14 protein-coding genes are annotated in these 17,708 nt (G+C 44.8%); 6 read left to right on the forward strand and 8 right to left on the reverse strand.

The window, feature by feature from the left end; genetic code table 11:
* The first annotated feature begins 52 nt into the window (after positions 1-52).
* The 3 genes from recD (at position 53) to pnp (ending at position 5,349) form a co-directional block, all read left to right on the forward strand.
* Complete coding sequence (gene recD / locus GVV58_RS06125) at positions 53-1,834, forward strand: exodeoxyribonuclease V subunit alpha (protein WP_159516182.1); 1,782 nt, start codon at positions 53-55, stop codon at positions 1,832-1,834.
* An 898-nt stretch (positions 1,835-2,732) separates the two neighbouring features.
* Positions 2,733-3,002: a 30S ribosomal protein S15 gene (gene rpsO / locus GVV58_RS06130; protein WP_004637724.1), complete on the forward strand. Its 270-nt coding sequence runs from the start codon at positions 2,733-2,735 to the stop codon at positions 3,000-3,002.
* A 259-nt stretch (positions 3,003-3,261) separates the two neighbouring features.
* The gene (gene pnp, locus GVV58_RS06135; protein WP_171063368.1) at positions 3,262-5,349 is read left to right on the forward strand and encodes a polyribonucleotide nucleotidyltransferase; all 2,088 of its coding nucleotides are present in this window, start codon (positions 3,262-3,264) and stop codon (positions 5,347-5,349) included.
* 198 nt (positions 5,350-5,547) lie between these two features.
* Here pnp and GVV58_RS06140 read toward each other — a convergent pair whose 3' ends face one another.
* From GVV58_RS06140 to GVV58_RS06165, 6 genes are all read right to left on the reverse strand, one after another.
* Positions 5,548-5,811: a YdcH family protein gene (locus tag GVV58_RS06140; RefSeq protein ID WP_005095339.1), complete on the reverse strand. Its 264-nt coding sequence runs from the start codon at positions 5,809-5,811 to the stop codon at positions 5,548-5,550.
* A gap of 88 nt (positions 5,812-5,899) precedes the next feature.
* Complete coding sequence (locus GVV58_RS06145) at positions 5,900-6,232, reverse strand: chaperone modulator CbpM (protein WP_074383946.1); 333 nt, start codon at positions 6,230-6,232, stop codon at positions 5,900-5,902.
* 446 nt (positions 6,233-6,678) lie between these two features.
* Entirely contained in the window at positions 6,679-7,140 is a 462-nt protein-coding gene (locus GVV58_RS06150; RefSeq protein ID WP_005095344.1) for a DUF2147 domain-containing protein, read from the reverse strand.
* Between the two features lie 323 nt (positions 7,141-7,463).
* Positions 7,464-8,339 carry an Hsp33 family molecular chaperone HslO gene (locus tag GVV58_RS06155; protein WP_005095347.1) on the reverse strand — a complete coding sequence of 292 codons (876 nt, stop codon included), beginning with the start codon at positions 8,337-8,339 and terminating at the stop codon, positions 7,464-7,466.
* Positions 8,340-8,389: 50 nt separating this feature from the next.
* A complete protein-coding gene (locus GVV58_RS06160) occupies positions 8,390-10,243 on the reverse strand; it encodes a cation:proton antiporter (protein WP_159516183.1) in 1,854 nt (617 codons plus the stop codon).
* A gap of 75 nt (positions 10,244-10,318) precedes the next feature.
* Positions 10,319-12,541 (reverse strand): primosomal protein N', encoded by a 2,223-nt coding sequence (locus GVV58_RS06165; RefSeq protein WP_159516184.1) that lies wholly within the window; start codon positions 12,539-12,541, stop codon positions 10,319-10,321.
* A gap of 150 nt (positions 12,542-12,691) precedes the next feature.
* Between GVV58_RS06165 and gspF the strand changes: the two genes are divergently transcribed.
* From gspF to GVV58_RS06180, 3 genes are all read left to right on the forward strand, one after another.
* Positions 12,692-13,897 (forward strand): type II secretion system inner membrane protein GspF, encoded by a 1,206-nt coding sequence (gene gspF, locus GVV58_RS06170; RefSeq protein WP_074383949.1) that lies wholly within the window; start codon positions 12,692-12,694, stop codon positions 13,895-13,897.
* Between the two features lie 79 nt (positions 13,898-13,976).
* Positions 13,977-14,411: a type II secretion system major pseudopilin GspG gene (gene gspG, locus GVV58_RS06175; protein ID WP_005095357.1), complete on the forward strand. Its 435-nt coding sequence runs from the start codon at positions 13,977-13,979 to the stop codon at positions 14,409-14,411.
* Between the two features lie 284 nt (positions 14,412-14,695).
* Positions 14,696-15,031, forward strand: coding sequence for a hypothetical protein (locus GVV58_RS06180; protein ID WP_100355491.1), 336 nt, complete (start codon positions 14,696-14,698; stop codon positions 15,029-15,031).
* Positions 15,032-15,184: 153 nt separating this feature from the next.
* On the opposite strand, the gene lnt is transcribed toward GVV58_RS06180, so the two are convergent.
* Both lnt and GVV58_RS06190 read right to left on the reverse strand, forming a co-directional pair.
* The gene (lnt, locus tag GVV58_RS06185) at positions 15,185-16,744 is read right to left on the reverse strand and encodes an apolipoprotein N-acyltransferase (protein WP_159516185.1); all 1,560 of its coding nucleotides are present in this window, start codon (positions 16,742-16,744) and stop codon (positions 15,185-15,187) included.
* Positions 16,741-17,580, reverse strand: coding sequence for a CBS domain-containing protein (locus GVV58_RS06190; protein ID WP_159516186.1), 840 nt, complete (start codon positions 17,578-17,580; stop codon positions 16,741-16,743). The genes lnt and GVV58_RS06190 overlap by 4 nt, the downstream gene beginning before the upstream one ends.
* Between the last annotated feature and the right edge of the window lie 128 nt (positions 17,581-17,708).

The raw sequence follows: 17,708 nt of genomic DNA on the forward strand, positions 1-17,708 counted from the left end.
ATATAGAGATTAAACAGAAAATTATCCTGTGGATAACTTTGAGGATAACTGTGTGGAAAATGAGCAGAATCACGTGTCGCAACAAAACGCCAGTTTGATGGCCTGGATTGACTATTTATGTCAGCCTCCATTTAGCTCGGCTACATTTGATCCGGCAGCAAAATTACTGATTCAGCAATTGCTTGAGGCGATGCAGGCCGGCGATAGCTGCATTGAAGCGCTTCCTCAACAAATGGCATTATTGCATAATCTGGTGCGTGATCATGCTCAGCAAGGCACGGGTATTGCCCCCTTGGTGTTTGAAGATCAGCATTTATATCTGTACCGCTACTGGCAGCTGGAACAGGCAGTGGCAACGCATATAGCACGAATCAAGACCCAGTCTATTGCAGCCCTGGAGTTAACAGCACGTGACCGCAGTCTGCTCTCAGATCCACAGCAGCAAAAAGCCCTGCAAATGGTGGCAGAGCAAGCCTTCAGTATTATTACTGGCGGGCCGGGAACCGGTAAAACTTATACGCTGGCGCATATTATTGCAGTTTTATATGATGCGCTGCCGAATATCCGGATTGCCATGGCCGCGCCGACCGGAAAGGCTGCACAGCGGATGAAAGAAGCGCTGCAAAAAGCCTTACAGACTGAAGTTTTGCAGCAGTTTGAAATAGCTGCACTACAACAGTTACAACCCGTGACCCTGCATCGTTTATTGGGATTGGGCACGCGCGGACAGCCACGTTTTCATGCCAAACAGCCTTTGCCCTATGACGTAATTGTGGTCGATGAAGCCTCGATGCTGGATTTAAGTCTGTCACAGATGTTGCTGGCCGCTGTACCATCTCAGGCACGTCTGATTTTACTTGGCGATGCAGACCAGTTGGCTTCTGTGGATGTCGGCACCGTTCTGGCAGATCTGCAACAGGTTGCGACTTTGCAGGATAATCGGGTCAACTTAATCACCACACGACGTTTTAAAGCAGGGGCCAAGATTGGGGCAATGGCTGATTTTATTCAGCAGCAGCATGAAGCTGCCAATGTCCTGCAAAAATTTGAGCAGCAGATTGTCACTGCCAGTGAATTACAAGCCATCACCTTGGATCGGGTTGAGATTGACCAGCTCCAGTTGCAATATTTAGCGCCTAGTGCTGAACAGACGGCCACTACATTGAATCAATATTATGATCAGTTGATGTATGGTTATCAGGCCTATACACAGGCTGTCAAAAATAAGCAAGGCTTAGATGATTTCGAGCAATATGTACAACAGGTGGTGAGATCATTTGATGATTACCGTATTTTAACTGCGATTCGTTCTGGTGATCTGGGCTTATTCAAAATCAATCTACAGATTGAACAACGCTTTTTAGCCGCTCAAGGTCAACTGAAGCAGGGTGACTGGTATGTCGGGCGGCCGGTCATGATGACCTATAACGATTATCAACTGGGTTTATCCAATGGTGATATTGGCATCTGTTTTTTACGTGAGCAGTCTGGTCAGTGCCAGTTTGAAGTCTATTTTCCGAGTCTGGAAAAATGGGTCTTAGCCACCCGTTTGCCAAAGAGTATAGAAACCGCTTTTGCACTGACCATTCACAAATCTCAAGGTTCAGAATTTGCACATACCGCAGTGGTGCTGGATCAATATGCGCAAAATCTATTAAGTAAAGAGTTGATTTATACTGCAATTACCCGTGCTAAAAAAGTGGTCAGTTTATTGGTAGATTGTGACGCTTTTACACAAGCCTTATGCGTACGAACCACACGTAAAAGTGGTTTAAGTCAAAAAATACTTGAACAATCTACTAGTTTATTGGCAAAAAATAATCAGATCTTGTAGGTAAAAGCTTACACGGATTCAAGAAATTGCCGCATGGAGCTTTTACTCAGTTTTTGAGAAGATTGGTCATACAAAATAACTCAACACGGAAAGTTGAGCATAATCGTATAATTATAAAAAGAATGTCAGTAGACAGCGAACTTACAGTGAGGTAAGTAAAAAGAGGAAACTTACAGCCGCTAAGCCTTGTAGTTTTGGGAGAGACTACAAGGCTTTTTTATATTTAATTAATTTATATTTCAAAATACTAGATATTTACCTTAATTCTAAAGTTGGATATTGTTGTGGAATGGCTGGATTTAAGCGAATTAGGTTAAATAAAGTGGTATTAATGTAATATTATGCAACTTTTAGGCTAGTTATTGTACGAAATAGCTTACAGCAAGATACGCTAAATGCCTCTACTTGTCTTTGTAGAATATGGCAAAATCTACCACACAAGGAAGGTGATTTTTCAACAGGATGTTTGAAAATAATAACAAGCGTAAAACGCTATAAAAAACACAATAAATAATAATGATAAGAGAAAGAACTACAGCGCCAAAAAGCCCGACTAAACTCGGGCTTTTTTTTATCTATTTTTTATTCAGACAGACGACGGTACATTAAAACAATAGAAAAAGCGTTCTAATTGCTTAGGTCGATTTCTCTATTTAAGTGGTCTAGATGATCTCGCTTAAAACAGTACAGATCTTGAATAACTCAGGATCAATGGACAACAGCTTCGCTTTAAATAAATCACCGATTGAAAACATTTAAAAGTGCTGATCTATTTTTGCAATTTGGCGCATTTTCCCTTAAAATATGCAACTTGCTGTAGTGATGCACGGCAGTCAAGGTTTTGAATTCTCATTACATTGATTTTTATCAAAATATATAAGCATCTCGGAGAAATCGAATGGCTTTAACTAACGCAGATCGCGCAGAGATCATTGCTAAATTCGCACGCGCTGAAAACGACACTGGTTCACCAGAAGTTCAAGTAGCTCTTTTGACTGCTCAAATCAATGACTTACAAGGTCACTTCAAAGAGCACAAACACGACCACCATAGCCGTCGCGGTCTAATCCGTATGGTTAACCAACGTCGTAAGCTGCTTGACTACCTAAATGGTAAAGACCACGGTCGTTATGTAGCATTGATCGGTGCTTTAGGTTTACGTCGTTAATTCGATTTAAACTTTATTTTCGGGTTATTGCATGCTTTGTGCTTTATTGCTGAAAACTAAAGTCGGTTTAGCTTTTGGCTAGGCCAGTGGAAGGGGCGAATGTTTCGCTCCTTCTTTGTGTTTAAAAATAGTATTTAATCTGGTGAGGTCGGCTTCTAAGCTTTGTCATTTGTTCGTCTATATGGTCGTGAATGCCAAACCTTAGGGGTCTCCACTAGAATAATTGTTCACAAGAACTAGGAAAAAATAAAACATGTCGATGTTTAATATTATTCGTAAAGAATTCCAATTCGGTCAACACAACGTGATTCTTGAAACAGGTCGCGTTGCACGTCAAGCAAACACTGTTGTGATCACCATGGGCGGCGTACAGGTTCTTGTTGCTGTTGTAGCGCAACCTAAAGCAAAAGCCGGTCAAGACTTCTTCCCATTGACTGTTAACTACCAAGAAAAGCAATATGCTGCAGGTCGTATCCCGGGTGGTTATGGTAAGCGTGAAGGCCGTCAGTCTGAAGCTGAAACTTTAATTTCACGTCTGATCGACCGTCCAATTCGTCCATTGTTCCCAGAAGGTTACTTCAACGAAATTCAAGTGACTGCGACAGTAATTTCATCTGACAAAACCATGGATGCTGACATTGCTGCAATGCTGGGTACTTCTGCTGCATTGTCGATTGCGGGTACGCCTTTCCGTGGTCCAATCGGCGGCGCGCGCGTTGGTTTGATCAACGGTGAATACATCCTGAACCCGAACCACGAACAGTTAAAAGAGTCTGATCTTGATCTGGTTGTAGCAGGTACTGAAGCTGCAGTATTGATGGTTGAATCTGAAGCGAAAGAACTTTCAGAAGACCAAATGCTGGGCGCTGTATTGTTCGGTCATGACGAAATGCAAATCGCGATTCAAGCGATCAAAGAATTTGCTGCAGCAGCTGGCGCAGTGGAGTCAACTTGGGTTGCTCCAAGCAAAAATGAAGCGCTTCTTGGTCAATTAAAAGATGCATTCGAAGCGAAAATCTCTGAAGCCTACACAATTGCTGTGAAACAAGACCGTTATGCGGCGCTTGATGCACTTCACGCAGAAGCGGTTGCTCAGTTCGTTCCTGAAGAAGATGAAACAGGTATTGCTGACGAAGTAAACGAACTCTTCGAAGATCTTAAATACCGCACGGTTCGTGACAACATCTTGTCTGGTAAGCCACGTATTGATGGTCGTGATACTAAAACTGTTCGTGCAATCGATGTACAAGTGGGCGTATTAGGTCGTGCACATGGTTCTGCATTGTTCACACGTGGTGAAACTCAGGCATTGGTTACAACAACTTTGGGTAATACCCGTGATGCGTTGATGGTTGATACCCTTGCAGGTACTAAAACTGACAACTTCATGCTTCACTACAACTTCCCTGCATACTCTGTAGGTGAAACGGGTCGTGAATCTGGTCCTAAGCGTCGTGAAATCGGTCACGGTCGTCTAGCACGTCGTGGTGTTCAAGCGGTTCTTCCTGCAGCTGACCGCTTCCCGTACGTGATCCGTATCGTATCTGACATCACAGAATCGAACGGTTCATCTTCAATGGCTTCTGTATGTGGTGCTTCTCTATCACTTATGGATGCCGGTGTTCCATTGAAAGCACCAGTTGCGGGTATCGCAATGGGTCTAGTGAAAGAAGGCGAGCGTTTCGCAGTTCTTTCTGACATCCTGGGTGATGAAGATCATCTTGGCGACATGGACTTTAAAGTCGCAGGTTCTGCAAACGGTATTACTGCACTGCAAATGGACATCAAGATCGAAGGGATTACTGAAGAGATCATGGAGTCTGCATTGAACCAGGCTTATGCCGGTCGTATGCACATTCTTAATGAGATGAACCAAGTAATTTCACGCGCTCGTCCTGAAATTTCGATGCATGCACCAACATTCCAAGTGATCAACATCAACCCGGACAAAATCCGTGATGTAATCGGTAAAGGCGGCGCGACGATTCGTGCGATTACTGAAGAAACGAAAGCTGCAATCGATATTGAAGATAACGGTACAGTTCGCGTATTCGGTGAAACTAAAGCGGCAGCCGCTGCTGCAGTTGCGAAGATTCAAGCATTAACTGCTGAGATCGAACCAGGTACAATTTACGTGGGTAAAGTGATTCGTATCGTTGAATTCGGTGCGTTCGTGAATATTCTTCCGGGTACTGATGGCTTACTTCATATCTCTCAAATCTCGAACGAACGCATTGCGAACGTTGCAGATGTATTGAAAGAAGGTCAAGAAGTGAAGGTACAGGTTGCAGACGTTGACAACCGTGGCCGTATCAAATTGACCATGAAAGACATCGAACAAGTTTAATCTACTGAATATTCCCATGAGTTAGCTCATGGGAATGAAATATCAAAAGCCCTGAGCTTGATCAAAGTGCTTACTTTGGCTGTTCAGGGCTTTTTTTATGCTTCGGAAAATCTCCGCACATCTGGCCAAAATGTTTGAATCGGCCCACAGGCTGTCAACGATTGTCGCACGATCTGAGTCTGTATTAAGCAGTTGATCTTAGGTCAGGGGATCGGCTTCAGAACTTTTTAGCAGACGATAAATTTCATCTTTCAATTTTAGCTTTTTACGCTTGATCGCTTCAATATCATTGTTGATATGATTGACCGGGTCGAGTTCAAGCTGACTAATTTTCCTGTCCAGCTCATTATGTTCCTCAAACAATTTGGCAAAGTATGGATTTTCCTCGCGAAGTTGCACAATCAAGTCGCGGTATTCGGGAAACATGTATTTCATTTTTTTATTACAATCTTTGGTTTTCATAGCGCTTTTTATACTCTAATCATCAAATTAAAAATAAATATGCCCTGATCTGCAGCGAAAGATGCAGATAGACAGAGCATCAAAGGACTTACTTAAAATGCAAATGTTTGACCTCGCGGCGTAACTCCTGCACTTCATCGATGAGGTCCAGCATCATCGCGACTGCGGTAAATGACGCATCAAAATCGCGTTGCAGGCGATAGGCGCGTTGTGCACGCGAAATATCCTCACCGAGGAAAGTGCTGGCTGGCGTGATAGGAGAACGATCGGGCAGAATTCCATGTTCAATCAATTGCATGACCCATTCCGGGCTTTGTCCGCATGCTTCTGCGAAGTGGATGAGGTCAAATGAGTGATCGTCCATAATTTCTGACGGGGTATAGTCCTGTGAAAAGCTTTCTTGGTACTGAATTGTAGTCATGGCTCTACTCCTTAAACAGCCAAGTGTGCAAAATTGAGAGAATGAAAAGGTGCTGAAGTAAAACGCTTTCTATTCTTCGGATATGCAGACTCAAATGATCACGAGAAAAAAATCGGTATGTTTCGGTATTCAATGCCTCAGGAACGCGCGAATAAGAGAAGGTGAAAGTGAACGCTGTTTTTATAGTTTTATGTTTTATTGACCGAGTGTGTTCAAACACTTTCCTGTGTTGAATATACGCTGCCCTATGAGGACGGCAAAGCAGACCTGATGACAGAATTGAACAAGGCTGAAGATTGATCATCATAAATGGATAAAAAATAACCGTCTTCGATCCATTATTATGACTTTAGCTGCGCCAAAACAGTTTTTATTTGTACCTTATTGTTTCAAATCATGACAAAGAAAAAGCCCCTGATACAGAGGCTTTGAAAATCTTTCTGAAATTAATGTTTTATCCAGGTTACACTGCGGCCAATTACTGAGACACCGACATAACCACGCAAGGTTAGACGTTTGCCATTGGCGCTTAGGCGTGCTTTGCCTTTGTAAATTTTGCCACTGATCGGATCAAGCACTTTGCCGTCATGGTATTCACGTGGCTTTTTCGGATCTGCTTTAAAATCCCAGATAAACGGCAGGCCTATAAACGGTTTGTCTTTGAGCTGACCTGGACATTTATGACAGATGCCCATTTTCTCTGCGCCAGGCAAGCTACGTGTTGCGACAATTATTCCTTCATAGCTACCATCCGCTTTCTTACGAACTTCTACATCCGCACGAGAATAGCCTGATTGATCATCAATGGTTTTCCATTTACCCACTAATGGATCTTCATAGGCAAAGGCCAAGCTAGAAACCGCAGCCAAACTTATCCCCATCACTAGAGTGTTCAATAATTTTTTCATAACATACCTGTTAAATTTGATACTGTATTCATTTTAGAATTATTACTCTAATTTATTTTAAAAGCATAATTAAATCAATACTATAAAATGTGATTGTATTCTCATAATTTTTTTAAAACGATGATTATTTGGTCTTTGTTAATGTGAATAGTCTTATAATTTAAATGGGATTTTGAGGTGGGGTTTATCTGAGGATCGGATTCAGTGAATAGGCAGGTTTTCTACTGGAGGTAAATATGCTCTGTTGAGCTTCGTCATGTAAATTTTAAAACATAAAAAAGCACTCCTGAGGAATGCTTTTTTAAACTCATGCTTAGCACCGTTTAGCTTAGATGTTCACCACATAGACCTAAGGCCTCTTCGGCTGTAAAGGTATATTGGCTATTACAGAACTGACAATCCATTTTGATCGGATTCTGGAATTCCAGTGTTTCACGTATTGATTCTACGCCAATCTGTTGTAAGGCCACTGCACAGCGCTCTTTAGAGCAGGTACAGCCAAATTTCAAGGCTTCAGTTTCTGGTAAGCGCACCTCTTCCTCATTATATAAACGGTAAAGAATGTCAGTGGCTTGCAGGCCGATTAGTTCTTCAGTTTTCAAGGTTTCAGTGAGCATGGTCAGACGCGGCCATAAATCTTCATCAACACGGCGCTGTTCTTCTTCACTATTCCGTGGCAATAGCTGAATCAGTAAACCACCGGCGCGCTGATGGTCGCTTGCCAGTACAATGCGCGTTGGAATCTGTGCAGACAGGTCATAATACTGCATGAGGCAGCCAGCCAGATTTTCTTTGTCCAGCGGCACAATACCTTGATAACGCTCACCAAATTCTGGTTCGATATTGATAAACAGCACTGGAGAAACCAGTGACTTTAAGATGGTGCTGCTGTCTTCCCCCACCAGAAAGTGCGGATCTTCTTCATAGTCCGCCAAAGCGCGAACTTCACCCAGGTGGTTGCATTCAGCCATTGCCCATTTAAATGTGCCCGATGCCTGAATTTGCAGGCTGATACGCCCTTTAATCTTCAAGGTGCTGGCAAGCAGTGCAGTCGCAGTGAGCATTTCACCCAACAGAATCTTGACCGCAGGTGCATAGTCACGTTGCGCTAAAATGGTTTGTAAAGCTTCTTCAAGATGCACCACTTCACCACGAACAGGGCTATCTTCAATAAAAAAGCGTTGGCGTAAATCAGACATAAAATTCTCCATAACCCTGCTTTAATGGTGTCATTATTGTAAAACACAAGTTATGACAGATCATCTCTTAACGCATCAATTCCTGCGCCGTTTGTATCCTGTTGCGGCTGTGTATCTGTTTTTTGAACTTTGTTGCGTTGATCCTGCGCAAACAGATGTTCGAGTTCTGCCAAGCTACTGCGGTGATGTTCATAACTTGCGTGTTGATCCGAATCTAGATGGTATTGACTGTTGAGTAATTTTTCATCATGTGCGCGGAAGTATTCAATCTGTTGCTGACTTTCTTCCGGAGCAGTATTCAACTGGCTTAACAAAGCCTCACTCATTTCCAGTGCTGAAAAGTAGTTTTCACGCCAGATTTTCTCTACACCTAAATCCTGTAACAGATGCACATGATGACGATCACGTGCGCGTACCCATAAACAAGTTTCAGGATAATTCAGCCGGATATGCCGCACGATCAGCATCGAATCTTCAATATCATCAATGGCAATAATCACTTGCTGGGCCATCGCAATTCCTGCATGTGCCAAAGTTTCTGGCTCTGTCGCATCGGCCTGATAGAAAGGAATCTGATACTGCGCAAGCAGTTCAGTGGCTGGCACATTGCTGTCCATGACACTAAATACATGCTGTTGTTGCAGTAAAATCCGGGCAATAATTTGTCCAAAGCGGCCAAATCCAATCAGCAAAATAGGGGGGCTGGCTTGAGGACTGGAATCGGTTTCGAAGGTGGCTGCCAGATGATTGTTTTGATCCAAACGCGGTAAAACCTGACTGTGTAATAACCAGTAAAATGCCGGGCTAAGTAACAATGAGAAACTCACCATCCAGAGCAAGGGAGACAACAGATTGGCTGCAATGATCTGGTCGGATACCGCAATCACCAGCGCCAGCAAGGCAAATTCGCCGCCTTGCGCCAGATTAGCTGCTAACAAAGTACTATTGCGCCAGCTATTTTGATGATAACGCGCCAATACCAAACTGATTGCAAACTTGACCAAGATCAAAGTGAAAGTGCCACCGAGAATGATCCAGAGGAAATTCAACAGATCAGATAGCTGTAATGACATGCCCAGACTGATAAAGGCTAGGCCCATCAATAAGCCCTGAAAAGGCCGAATGGTGCTTTCTACCGCGGGCCGGAAATCTGAATCTGCCAGTAAAATCCCGGCAAATAAAGCGCCAAGAAACAGATTCAGTCCAAGCGTACTCATCAAGAGCAGCAGTGCCAAAGTTACCGCAATCGCCACAATGGCATGCAGTTCGTGACTGCCACTTTTTGCAATCCAGCGATATAGTGGCTGCATCAGATAGCGATTACACAGGAACAAGCCGGTAAAAGTAGTGATCATCGCGGCAAAATAAGCCACTCCGTGTTCGGTCGAGGGAATTCCACTAAATAAAGGAATGGCGGCAATCACAGGAATGGCCAGCAGGGCATGCAGCAGCAGGATTGAATAGGTCTGTTGACCATAGCTGGTGGCAAACTGTTCCTGATTGTGGAGTTGTTGAATCACCAAGGTCATGGCTGACAGACTGCCAGCAAGTCCAATCACAATACTGGCTAGCAGGCTTTGTTGTAGAAAAATCCAGGCCAGCAGGCTAAAAATCAAGGTGCTCATTAGTACCTGCAAAGCAGCCGTCATCCACAGAGATTGACTGATCTGGGCGATGCGTTGTGGTCTGAGTTGCAGCCCGATCCAGAACAGCAGTGCCAACAGGCTGACGTTCATGAAACTGTTCATCAGGTCTGGAGTCTGAATCAGATGCAAAATACCGGGACTTAAGATCAGTCCTGTTAACAGATAGCCCAGTACGCTTGGTAGTCTGAGCCTTTTACTCAGTGGCACTATTAAAAGTGCGACCACCAAAACCAGTGTTATTTGTAACAGTATCGACATTTTCCTGTCCTAAATTTTATGCTTGATCAAGACGTTGATGCGTATGTCCCGGACATGGACTCAGATGCAATTCTCTTAGCTGAGTTCTTGCGGGTCAATGTCCAGCGTCAGCTTCATGCTGGAAGGTTTGTCCTGCAGCATATTCTGCCACCAGCTGCGCACATAGTAATGCAAACGTGGACGATCTGCTGACAAAAGCACCATATGCGACTGATAGCGCCCAGCCTTACGTTCCATCGGCGCAGGAATGGGCCCCCAGATGTCCAGCACCAGATCAGGATATTGCCTGAGGAATGCCGCATGTTTCTGTAAGAATTCGGTATTTTGTGCCTGATCCTTGGATTCGCAGCGAATCAGGATGGCATAACGATAGGGCGGCATCTGGGCAATTTGCCGTTCCTTTAAGGTCTGCTGGGCAAACACACGATAATTTTCATTGACCAAGGTATTCAGCAGGGCATGATCCGGTCTGAGCGTCTGCAAATAGACATCGCCTTTGTGTTCACCACGTCCGGCCCGGCCTGAGACCTGAACGATCAGTTGTGCGGTACGTTCGGTGGCACGGAAATCCACACTGAGCAGACCGGAATCAATATCCAGAATCGCCACCAGCGTCACATAAGGAAAATGATGCCCTTTGGCCAGCATCTGGGTGCCGAGCAGAATCGCGGGTTCACTTTTTTGAATCTTGTCATAGATTTTTTGCCAGCTACCCACCCGGCTGGTGGAATCGCGATCGACCCGAATCACTTCATGATCCGGAAAAAGTTCATTCAGATGTTCTTCGACCTTGCCAGTGCCCATACCCAGTGTGACCAGTTCCTGATGCTGACACTGCGGACAGTGCTCCGGCATTCGGTGAATGGTGCCACAGTGATGGCAATGCAGATGCTGATAAGGCTGGCGATGCACAGTAAAATTGGCATCGCAGTGCGGACATTGTGCCTGCCAGCCACAACTGCCACAAAGCAGGACGGGGGCATAGCCACGGCGGTTTAAAAAGATCAGTACCTGTTCTTTTTTCTCCAGACGCTTTTTGATGTCCTGAATCAGTTGCAGACTGATGCCATGCTTTTTCTGTGCCACCTTTAAATCCAGAATATGGATTTTCGGCATTAAGGCTGTGCCGGCACGTTGATTCAGCTCCAGCACCTGCATTTTGCCATGTTCAACCAGCGCATAACTGTCAATGCTTGGCGTCGCTGATCCCAGCAGCACTGGACATTGCTGTAAATGGCCGCGGTACAGGGCGACATCGCGGGCATGATAGCGGAAGCCTTCCTGCTGCTTAAAAGACAAATCATGTTCTTCATCCAGAATGATCAGACCTAAATTCGGTATGGGGGTATAGATGGCGGAACGTGTGCCGAGGATGATTGAAGCTTTGCCAGTTTCTGCTGCCTGCCAGGCTTGCAGACGTTTTGTATCATTTAGGCCTGAATGCAATAGCGCGATATGACACTGAAAACGCGACTGGAAACGGCTAATCGTTTGCGGGGTCAGACCAATTTCCGGTACCAGCACCAAAACCTGCTTGCCCTGTTTCAGCACCTGTTGCATGATTTGTAGATAGACTTCGGTTTTGCCGCTGCCGGTCAGACCATCCAGTAAAAAAGCCTGATATTGATTGCGATACTTTAATACCTGATCAATGGCATGTTTCTGTTCAGGATTAGCGGTTAGCGGCATTTGCGCCAATTGCATCGGCTGTGGACTGAAATCTTGTGGCTCCAGCACACAGGTACAAATCTCTTTTTTCTCCAGTGCTTTTAAGGTCGCAGTTTCAATTCCGGCCAAATTCAATACATTTTCAGTGGTGCCAACCGGATGCAGTTTTAAAATCCGGTAGGCTTCCTGCTGCTTTTCCGAACGGCGTATTTTAGCTTCAGCATCAGGGTTCAGAAGTTTCCAGGTGCGGGCCAGCAGGTTATAAGGCTTACCTTGGCGTAACAGCGTTGGCAGGGCACTGTGCACCACTTCACCCATCGGAAACTGATAATACTGTGCCGACCATGTCAACAAACTTAAAACTTTAGGGTCTATGATGGCACGTTCATCCAGCAATTCAGTGACGGGCTTGAGTTTAAAACGTGGGTCGACCGGAGTATCTGCGGAGAGCTTTTCGATAATCACCCCAACCAGATTCTGTCGTCCAAAAGATACCAATACGCGTGCGCCGACCTGGGCCTGCTCAAATTGTTCTGCATTCATACTGTAATCAAAACAATCGAATACATGCACAGGTACAGCAACGCGTACGCGACAAAGTGGACTAGAATCGGTATGAGAATTTTGCATGTCTGGTGCTGGATATCCTGAAGAAATTTCGTCGTGCTTAAAGTTCGATTATGGTAGAGTGAGCAGATAATTTATATCAAAGAATATGAATGATTTCGGTGGTCTGACGCAACAGCGTTAAGCAAAATTTTGGAAAATTAGAGCATTACAATGCCTGCATATCAGTTTATTGCGCTTGATGCTTCAGGAAAGCAGCAAAAAGGCGTGCTGGAGGGGGATTCTGCACGTCAGATCCGGCAACAGTTAAGGGATAAAGCACTTATTCCGGTCTCTGTTGATCCTGTCGAGAAAAAAGACAAACATGATCGGCGGAAATGGTTTGAAAAAAGCATTACCGCTTATGATCTGGCCTTAATGACCCGGCAATTATCTGTCCTGGTCGCCGCCGCGATTCCGCTGGAAGAAGCCATCCGCGCCGTCGGCAAGCAAAGCGAAAAAGTACATGTACAAAATCTGCTGATGTCGGTGCGTTCCAAGGTTCTGGAGGGGCATAGTCTGGCGCAGGGTCTGCAACAGTCCGGGCGGTTTCCAGAATTGTATATTGCCACCATTGCGGCCGGTGAACGTTCCGGGCATCTGGATCTGATTCTGGATCAATTGGCTGACTATACCGAAAACCGTTTTGCCATGCAGAAAAAAATTCAAGGCGCGATGGTCTATCCAATTATTCTGATGCTGATGTCTTTTGCCATCGTGATGGGGCTGATGACTTATGTGGTGCCAGATATCGTCAAGACTTTTGATCAAAGCAAAGATGCCTTACCGTGGATTACGGTCGCCTTGATGAAAGCCAGTGATTTTATTCGTATTGCGTGGCCATTTCTCTTGGTTGGCGGTTTCTTGGGCATCTCCCTGCTGATACGATTCTTAAGAACCACAGCCGGGCATTATGCCTTCGACCGTTTAACCCTGAAACTGCCTTTATTTGGAAAATTATCACGCGGGATTAATGCCGCACGTTTTGCCAGTACCTTATCCATTTTGACCCAGTCAGGCGTGCCTCTGGTCGATGCCCTACGGATTGGCGCTGCAGTCAGTAATAACTGGGTGATTCGTGATGCGGTCAATCTGGCAGCGGAAAAAGTCACCGAAGGCGGCAACCTGGCAACCCAGCTGGAGCGCAGTGGTTATTTTCCGCCGATGATGGTACAAATGATCAAAAGTGGCGAAGCCTCGGGCGAACTGGATCGCATGCTGGAGCGTGCATCACAGATGCAGGATCGGGAAGTCACCACGCTGATTTCGACTTTACTGGCCTTATTGGAACCTTTAATGCTGGTGCTAATGGCCAGTATTGTTTTGGTCATTGTGATTGCGGTGATGCTGCCAATCGTCAATATGAATAATATGATTTAAACAGAATCAAGTTAAAATTCCTGTGGTATTAAAATTAAATTGAATGTTGTGAATGATGCAAATGAATGAGAGAGATTGAATGAAAAGGAATCAATTAAATAAACAGACGGGCTTTACCTTAATCGAAGTGATGGTGGTGATTGTGATTCTCGGTGTGCTTGCTGCACTGATTGTACCGAACGTGATGGGACGCGGTGAAAAGGCCAAAGTGGATACCACTGTGATCAAGTTACAGAGTATTGCTGGTTCACTGGACCAATATAAGCTGGACAATGGCAAATATCCAAGCATGCAGGAAGGTGGTCTGGATGCACTGGTGAATCAGCCAGCGACTGCGAAAAACTGGTTGCCGGGCGGCTATGTCAAGGGCGGCTATCCTAAAGACAGTTGGGATAATGATCTGCAATATGTGATGCCGGGCACAAATGGTCGTACTTTTGATCTGTATTCATTCGGTGCAGATGGTCAGTCGGGTGGTGAAGGCACCGATGCTGATATTTATTATCAGCCTTGATTGAGAATCAATATAAACTCTCAATAGATGGAATATATCACTTCACTTAATAGATGTTTTCAATACTAAGTGAAGTGATAATAACTCTTAATTATAAATTATAATCTAAGTTTTTGATATTTATTGTAATTAATTAATAATTTGTATATGCGAGTTATAATAAGAATTATTCCCATATTTATCTATTACAATTATCGTAAAATATGAATAAATATAGACTTTCTATTTACTCAAAAAGGCTCATAATGATCTGAACGGCACTTGACGAGCCAACGGAGAAGAATATGAAAGCATTAATCTTAGGGGATGAAATAAACCAATTTCATTGGTCGATGCTGAAATCTATTCTTTTGGTTTTAAGCATGTTACCGATTAGTCAGGGCATTCTGCATTTATGGCAGACTACCGAGGGTAGCAGCCAGATTATGGTAGGTTTTTTTGCCATCAGTTTGATGAGTTCATTATTTGCATTGTGCTTCTGGTCGGCATTGAAAGCCTCGGTATTGCAATTAAAACAACGGCAGATGTCTGTATTCGAAAATATGATGGTGCAAACTTACCGCTATCTTCCAATGTTATCCCTCGCCAGTATGATTTCTTATCTAGCAGTTCAGTTCTAAAATTTGAAATATAAAAAACCGAGGCATTGACCTCGGTTTTTTATTGCCTTGAGTGTCCGTCCCTTTCGTAAAGGGAGCTTAGGAGAGATTGATAAGATGTTATATCTAGGAATTCACCTAAATCTCCCTTTGTAAAAGAGGGACTTGAAGAAATTATCTTCTCGACTTAAAACTGACATCCACTTTACGGGGACGGAAGCGCCATCCCACCAGCAAAAGTAAAACTGAAAAGATCATCACCGGCCAATCACTGAGTTTCATATACAACGTTTCACCTTGCATGGCTGGAAGTTCACCCCGCAGTACCGCTTCCTGATCCATCGGGGCTTTTTTCACAATATGGCCATTGTGGTCAATAAAGGCGGTCACGCCGGTATTGGTGGCACGGATAAACCAGCGGCCATTTTCCTTGGCGCGCATTTGCACCATTTGTAGATGCTGCAAAGGTCCTGCCGTGCCGGTAAACCAGGCATCGTTCGAGACCGTAACTAAAAAGTCACTTTGACTGGCATTGCGGCGTGTCAGGTTTGGATAAGCAACCTCATAACAAATTGCGGAACCTAAAGGATGGTTTTTCACATTCAAGGGCTTTTGATTGTCCGCCCCACGGGTAAAGCCGCTCATAGAGGGATCATTCTGTAGACCTGGCAATACCCAGCTTAACCAGCCTGACAGCGGAATATATTCACCAAAGGGCACCAGGCGCTGCTTTTTATACAAACCCTCCGACTCATCACCCGTGGCCATAATGCTGTTGTAATATTTCGGATAACCCGCAGCTTGTGATTCTGGTAAGTCCCAATACGGAATGCCGGTGACCCATGCAGTACCGGATTTTTCAGCCTGTACTTTCATCGCTTCGAGAAAAGCTTCAATATCGGTCTGGAACATCGGAATCGAGGACTCTGGCCAGACAATCAGGTCACGGCCCCATTCGGTCTTGCTCAGATTGGCATAAATCAATAAAGTTTTTACCTGATATTCAGTCAGCCATTTCAGATCTTGCGGAATATTGCCCTGAATCAGAGAAACCGTAAGCGGCTTTTCATTCTTTGGTTGCACAAAACTCAATTGAGCCGCGCCCCAGGCACCGAATAGTAAAATTGCAGCAGGAACCGCCCAGAACAGACGTCGGTTCAGAATTTCGACCAGTGCACAGGCCAGAATAATCACGACAAAAGATACTCCAAACACCCCAAACAGAGGTGCATAGGCATCTAGGTAGCGTTCGGTAAAAGCATAGCCGGCAAACAACCACGGGAAACCGGTAAAGACCCAGGTTTTAGACCATTCAAACAGAACCCAAAGCGGGGCAAAGGTCAAAGGGGTTTCCGGGAAAAAGCGGCGATAGACAAAGGTTTGAACGGCGCTAAACAGGCCCATCACCAGTGCCATGATCAAGATCATTACAACACTGAGAAATGCACTGGTATCGCCGTAGACATGAATTGAGGTATACAGCCAGAATGCGCCCACAAACCATAGGCCAATTCCATAGGCCCAGCCAATTCCAAAGGCCTGTTTGGCACTACGTCCACGCAGGCAGGCATAGAGCAGTGCCGGAGACAGGATGGCCAGCCACCAGTAATGATAGGGAGCCAATGCCAAACTGAAGATAGCACCTGCAAATAAGGCAATTAAAACAGGATAGATCAGCGGCAACGGTTTTTGCTGTTGATCAGAACTCAACAGCTTGTCGAAATACGCTCTCATTGGCGCACGGCTCGAATTAGGTGAATAGAGCGTGAATCTGCTTCAAGAATGGTAAATTGCCAGTTTTCCAGTTCAATGGTCTGGCCTTCAAGATCGTTCACCAGACCAATTTCCTGTAATAACAAGCCACCCATGGTTTCCACTTCATCGTCAGAAAAATTCGCATCCAGCATATTATTGAAATGCTCAATCGGGGTCAGAGCTTGTACTATCCAGGTATTGGCGGTGTTTGGATCGTTATCCGGAACAATGAACTGTGCTTCTTCATCGGCATTGTCATGTTCATCTTCAATTTCACCGACAATTTCTTCCAGAATATCTTCTAGCGTCACCACTCCGGATGTGGTGCCGTATTCATCAATCACCACGGCAATATGGGTCTGGGTGTTTTTCAGCATGCGTAGCACCTGATCCGAACGGGCACTTTCTGGTACAAATAAGGGTTGACGCATCAGTGCGCGAATATCGACTTTGGAGGTTGGTTCGGTCAGAAAAGGCAATAAATCCTTGGCCAATAGAATGCCGACCACATTATCGGTTTGATCGGAGGAAAAGACCGGAAAACGCGAATGCGCAGATTCGACCAACACATGCAGGATATCCAGCAGTTGGTCATCTTCCTGTAAGCTGATCATCGACGTGCGAGGCGTCATGACTTCGCGAATTTTGGTTGCCGGAAGGTCAAGTACACCTTCAAGCATGGCAACAGTATCGGGTTCTAAAAATCGACGTGAATCTTGTACTAATTTTAGCAGTTCGTCGCGAGTTTCGGGTGCAGTTCCCAGCCATTTACGTAAGCCGCGCATACCCCACGACGGGCCTGATTCCTCGTGCATGATTTTTCCTGAAGACTCTTAATATCTAAAAAAACGTGGTTTTATCATACCGCAGAAAATACGCTTGTCTATTGTAAATATGATGTGCAGGCATGATCGTATCAGTCAGGGCTGCGTTTAGTCGTGTG

It is taken from the genome of Acinetobacter sp. 18QD2AZ41W (assembly GCF_009829025.1).
In the GTDB taxonomy this organism is placed as follows: domain Bacteria; phylum Pseudomonadota; class Gammaproteobacteria; order Pseudomonadales; family Moraxellaceae; genus Acinetobacter; species Acinetobacter pseudolwoffii.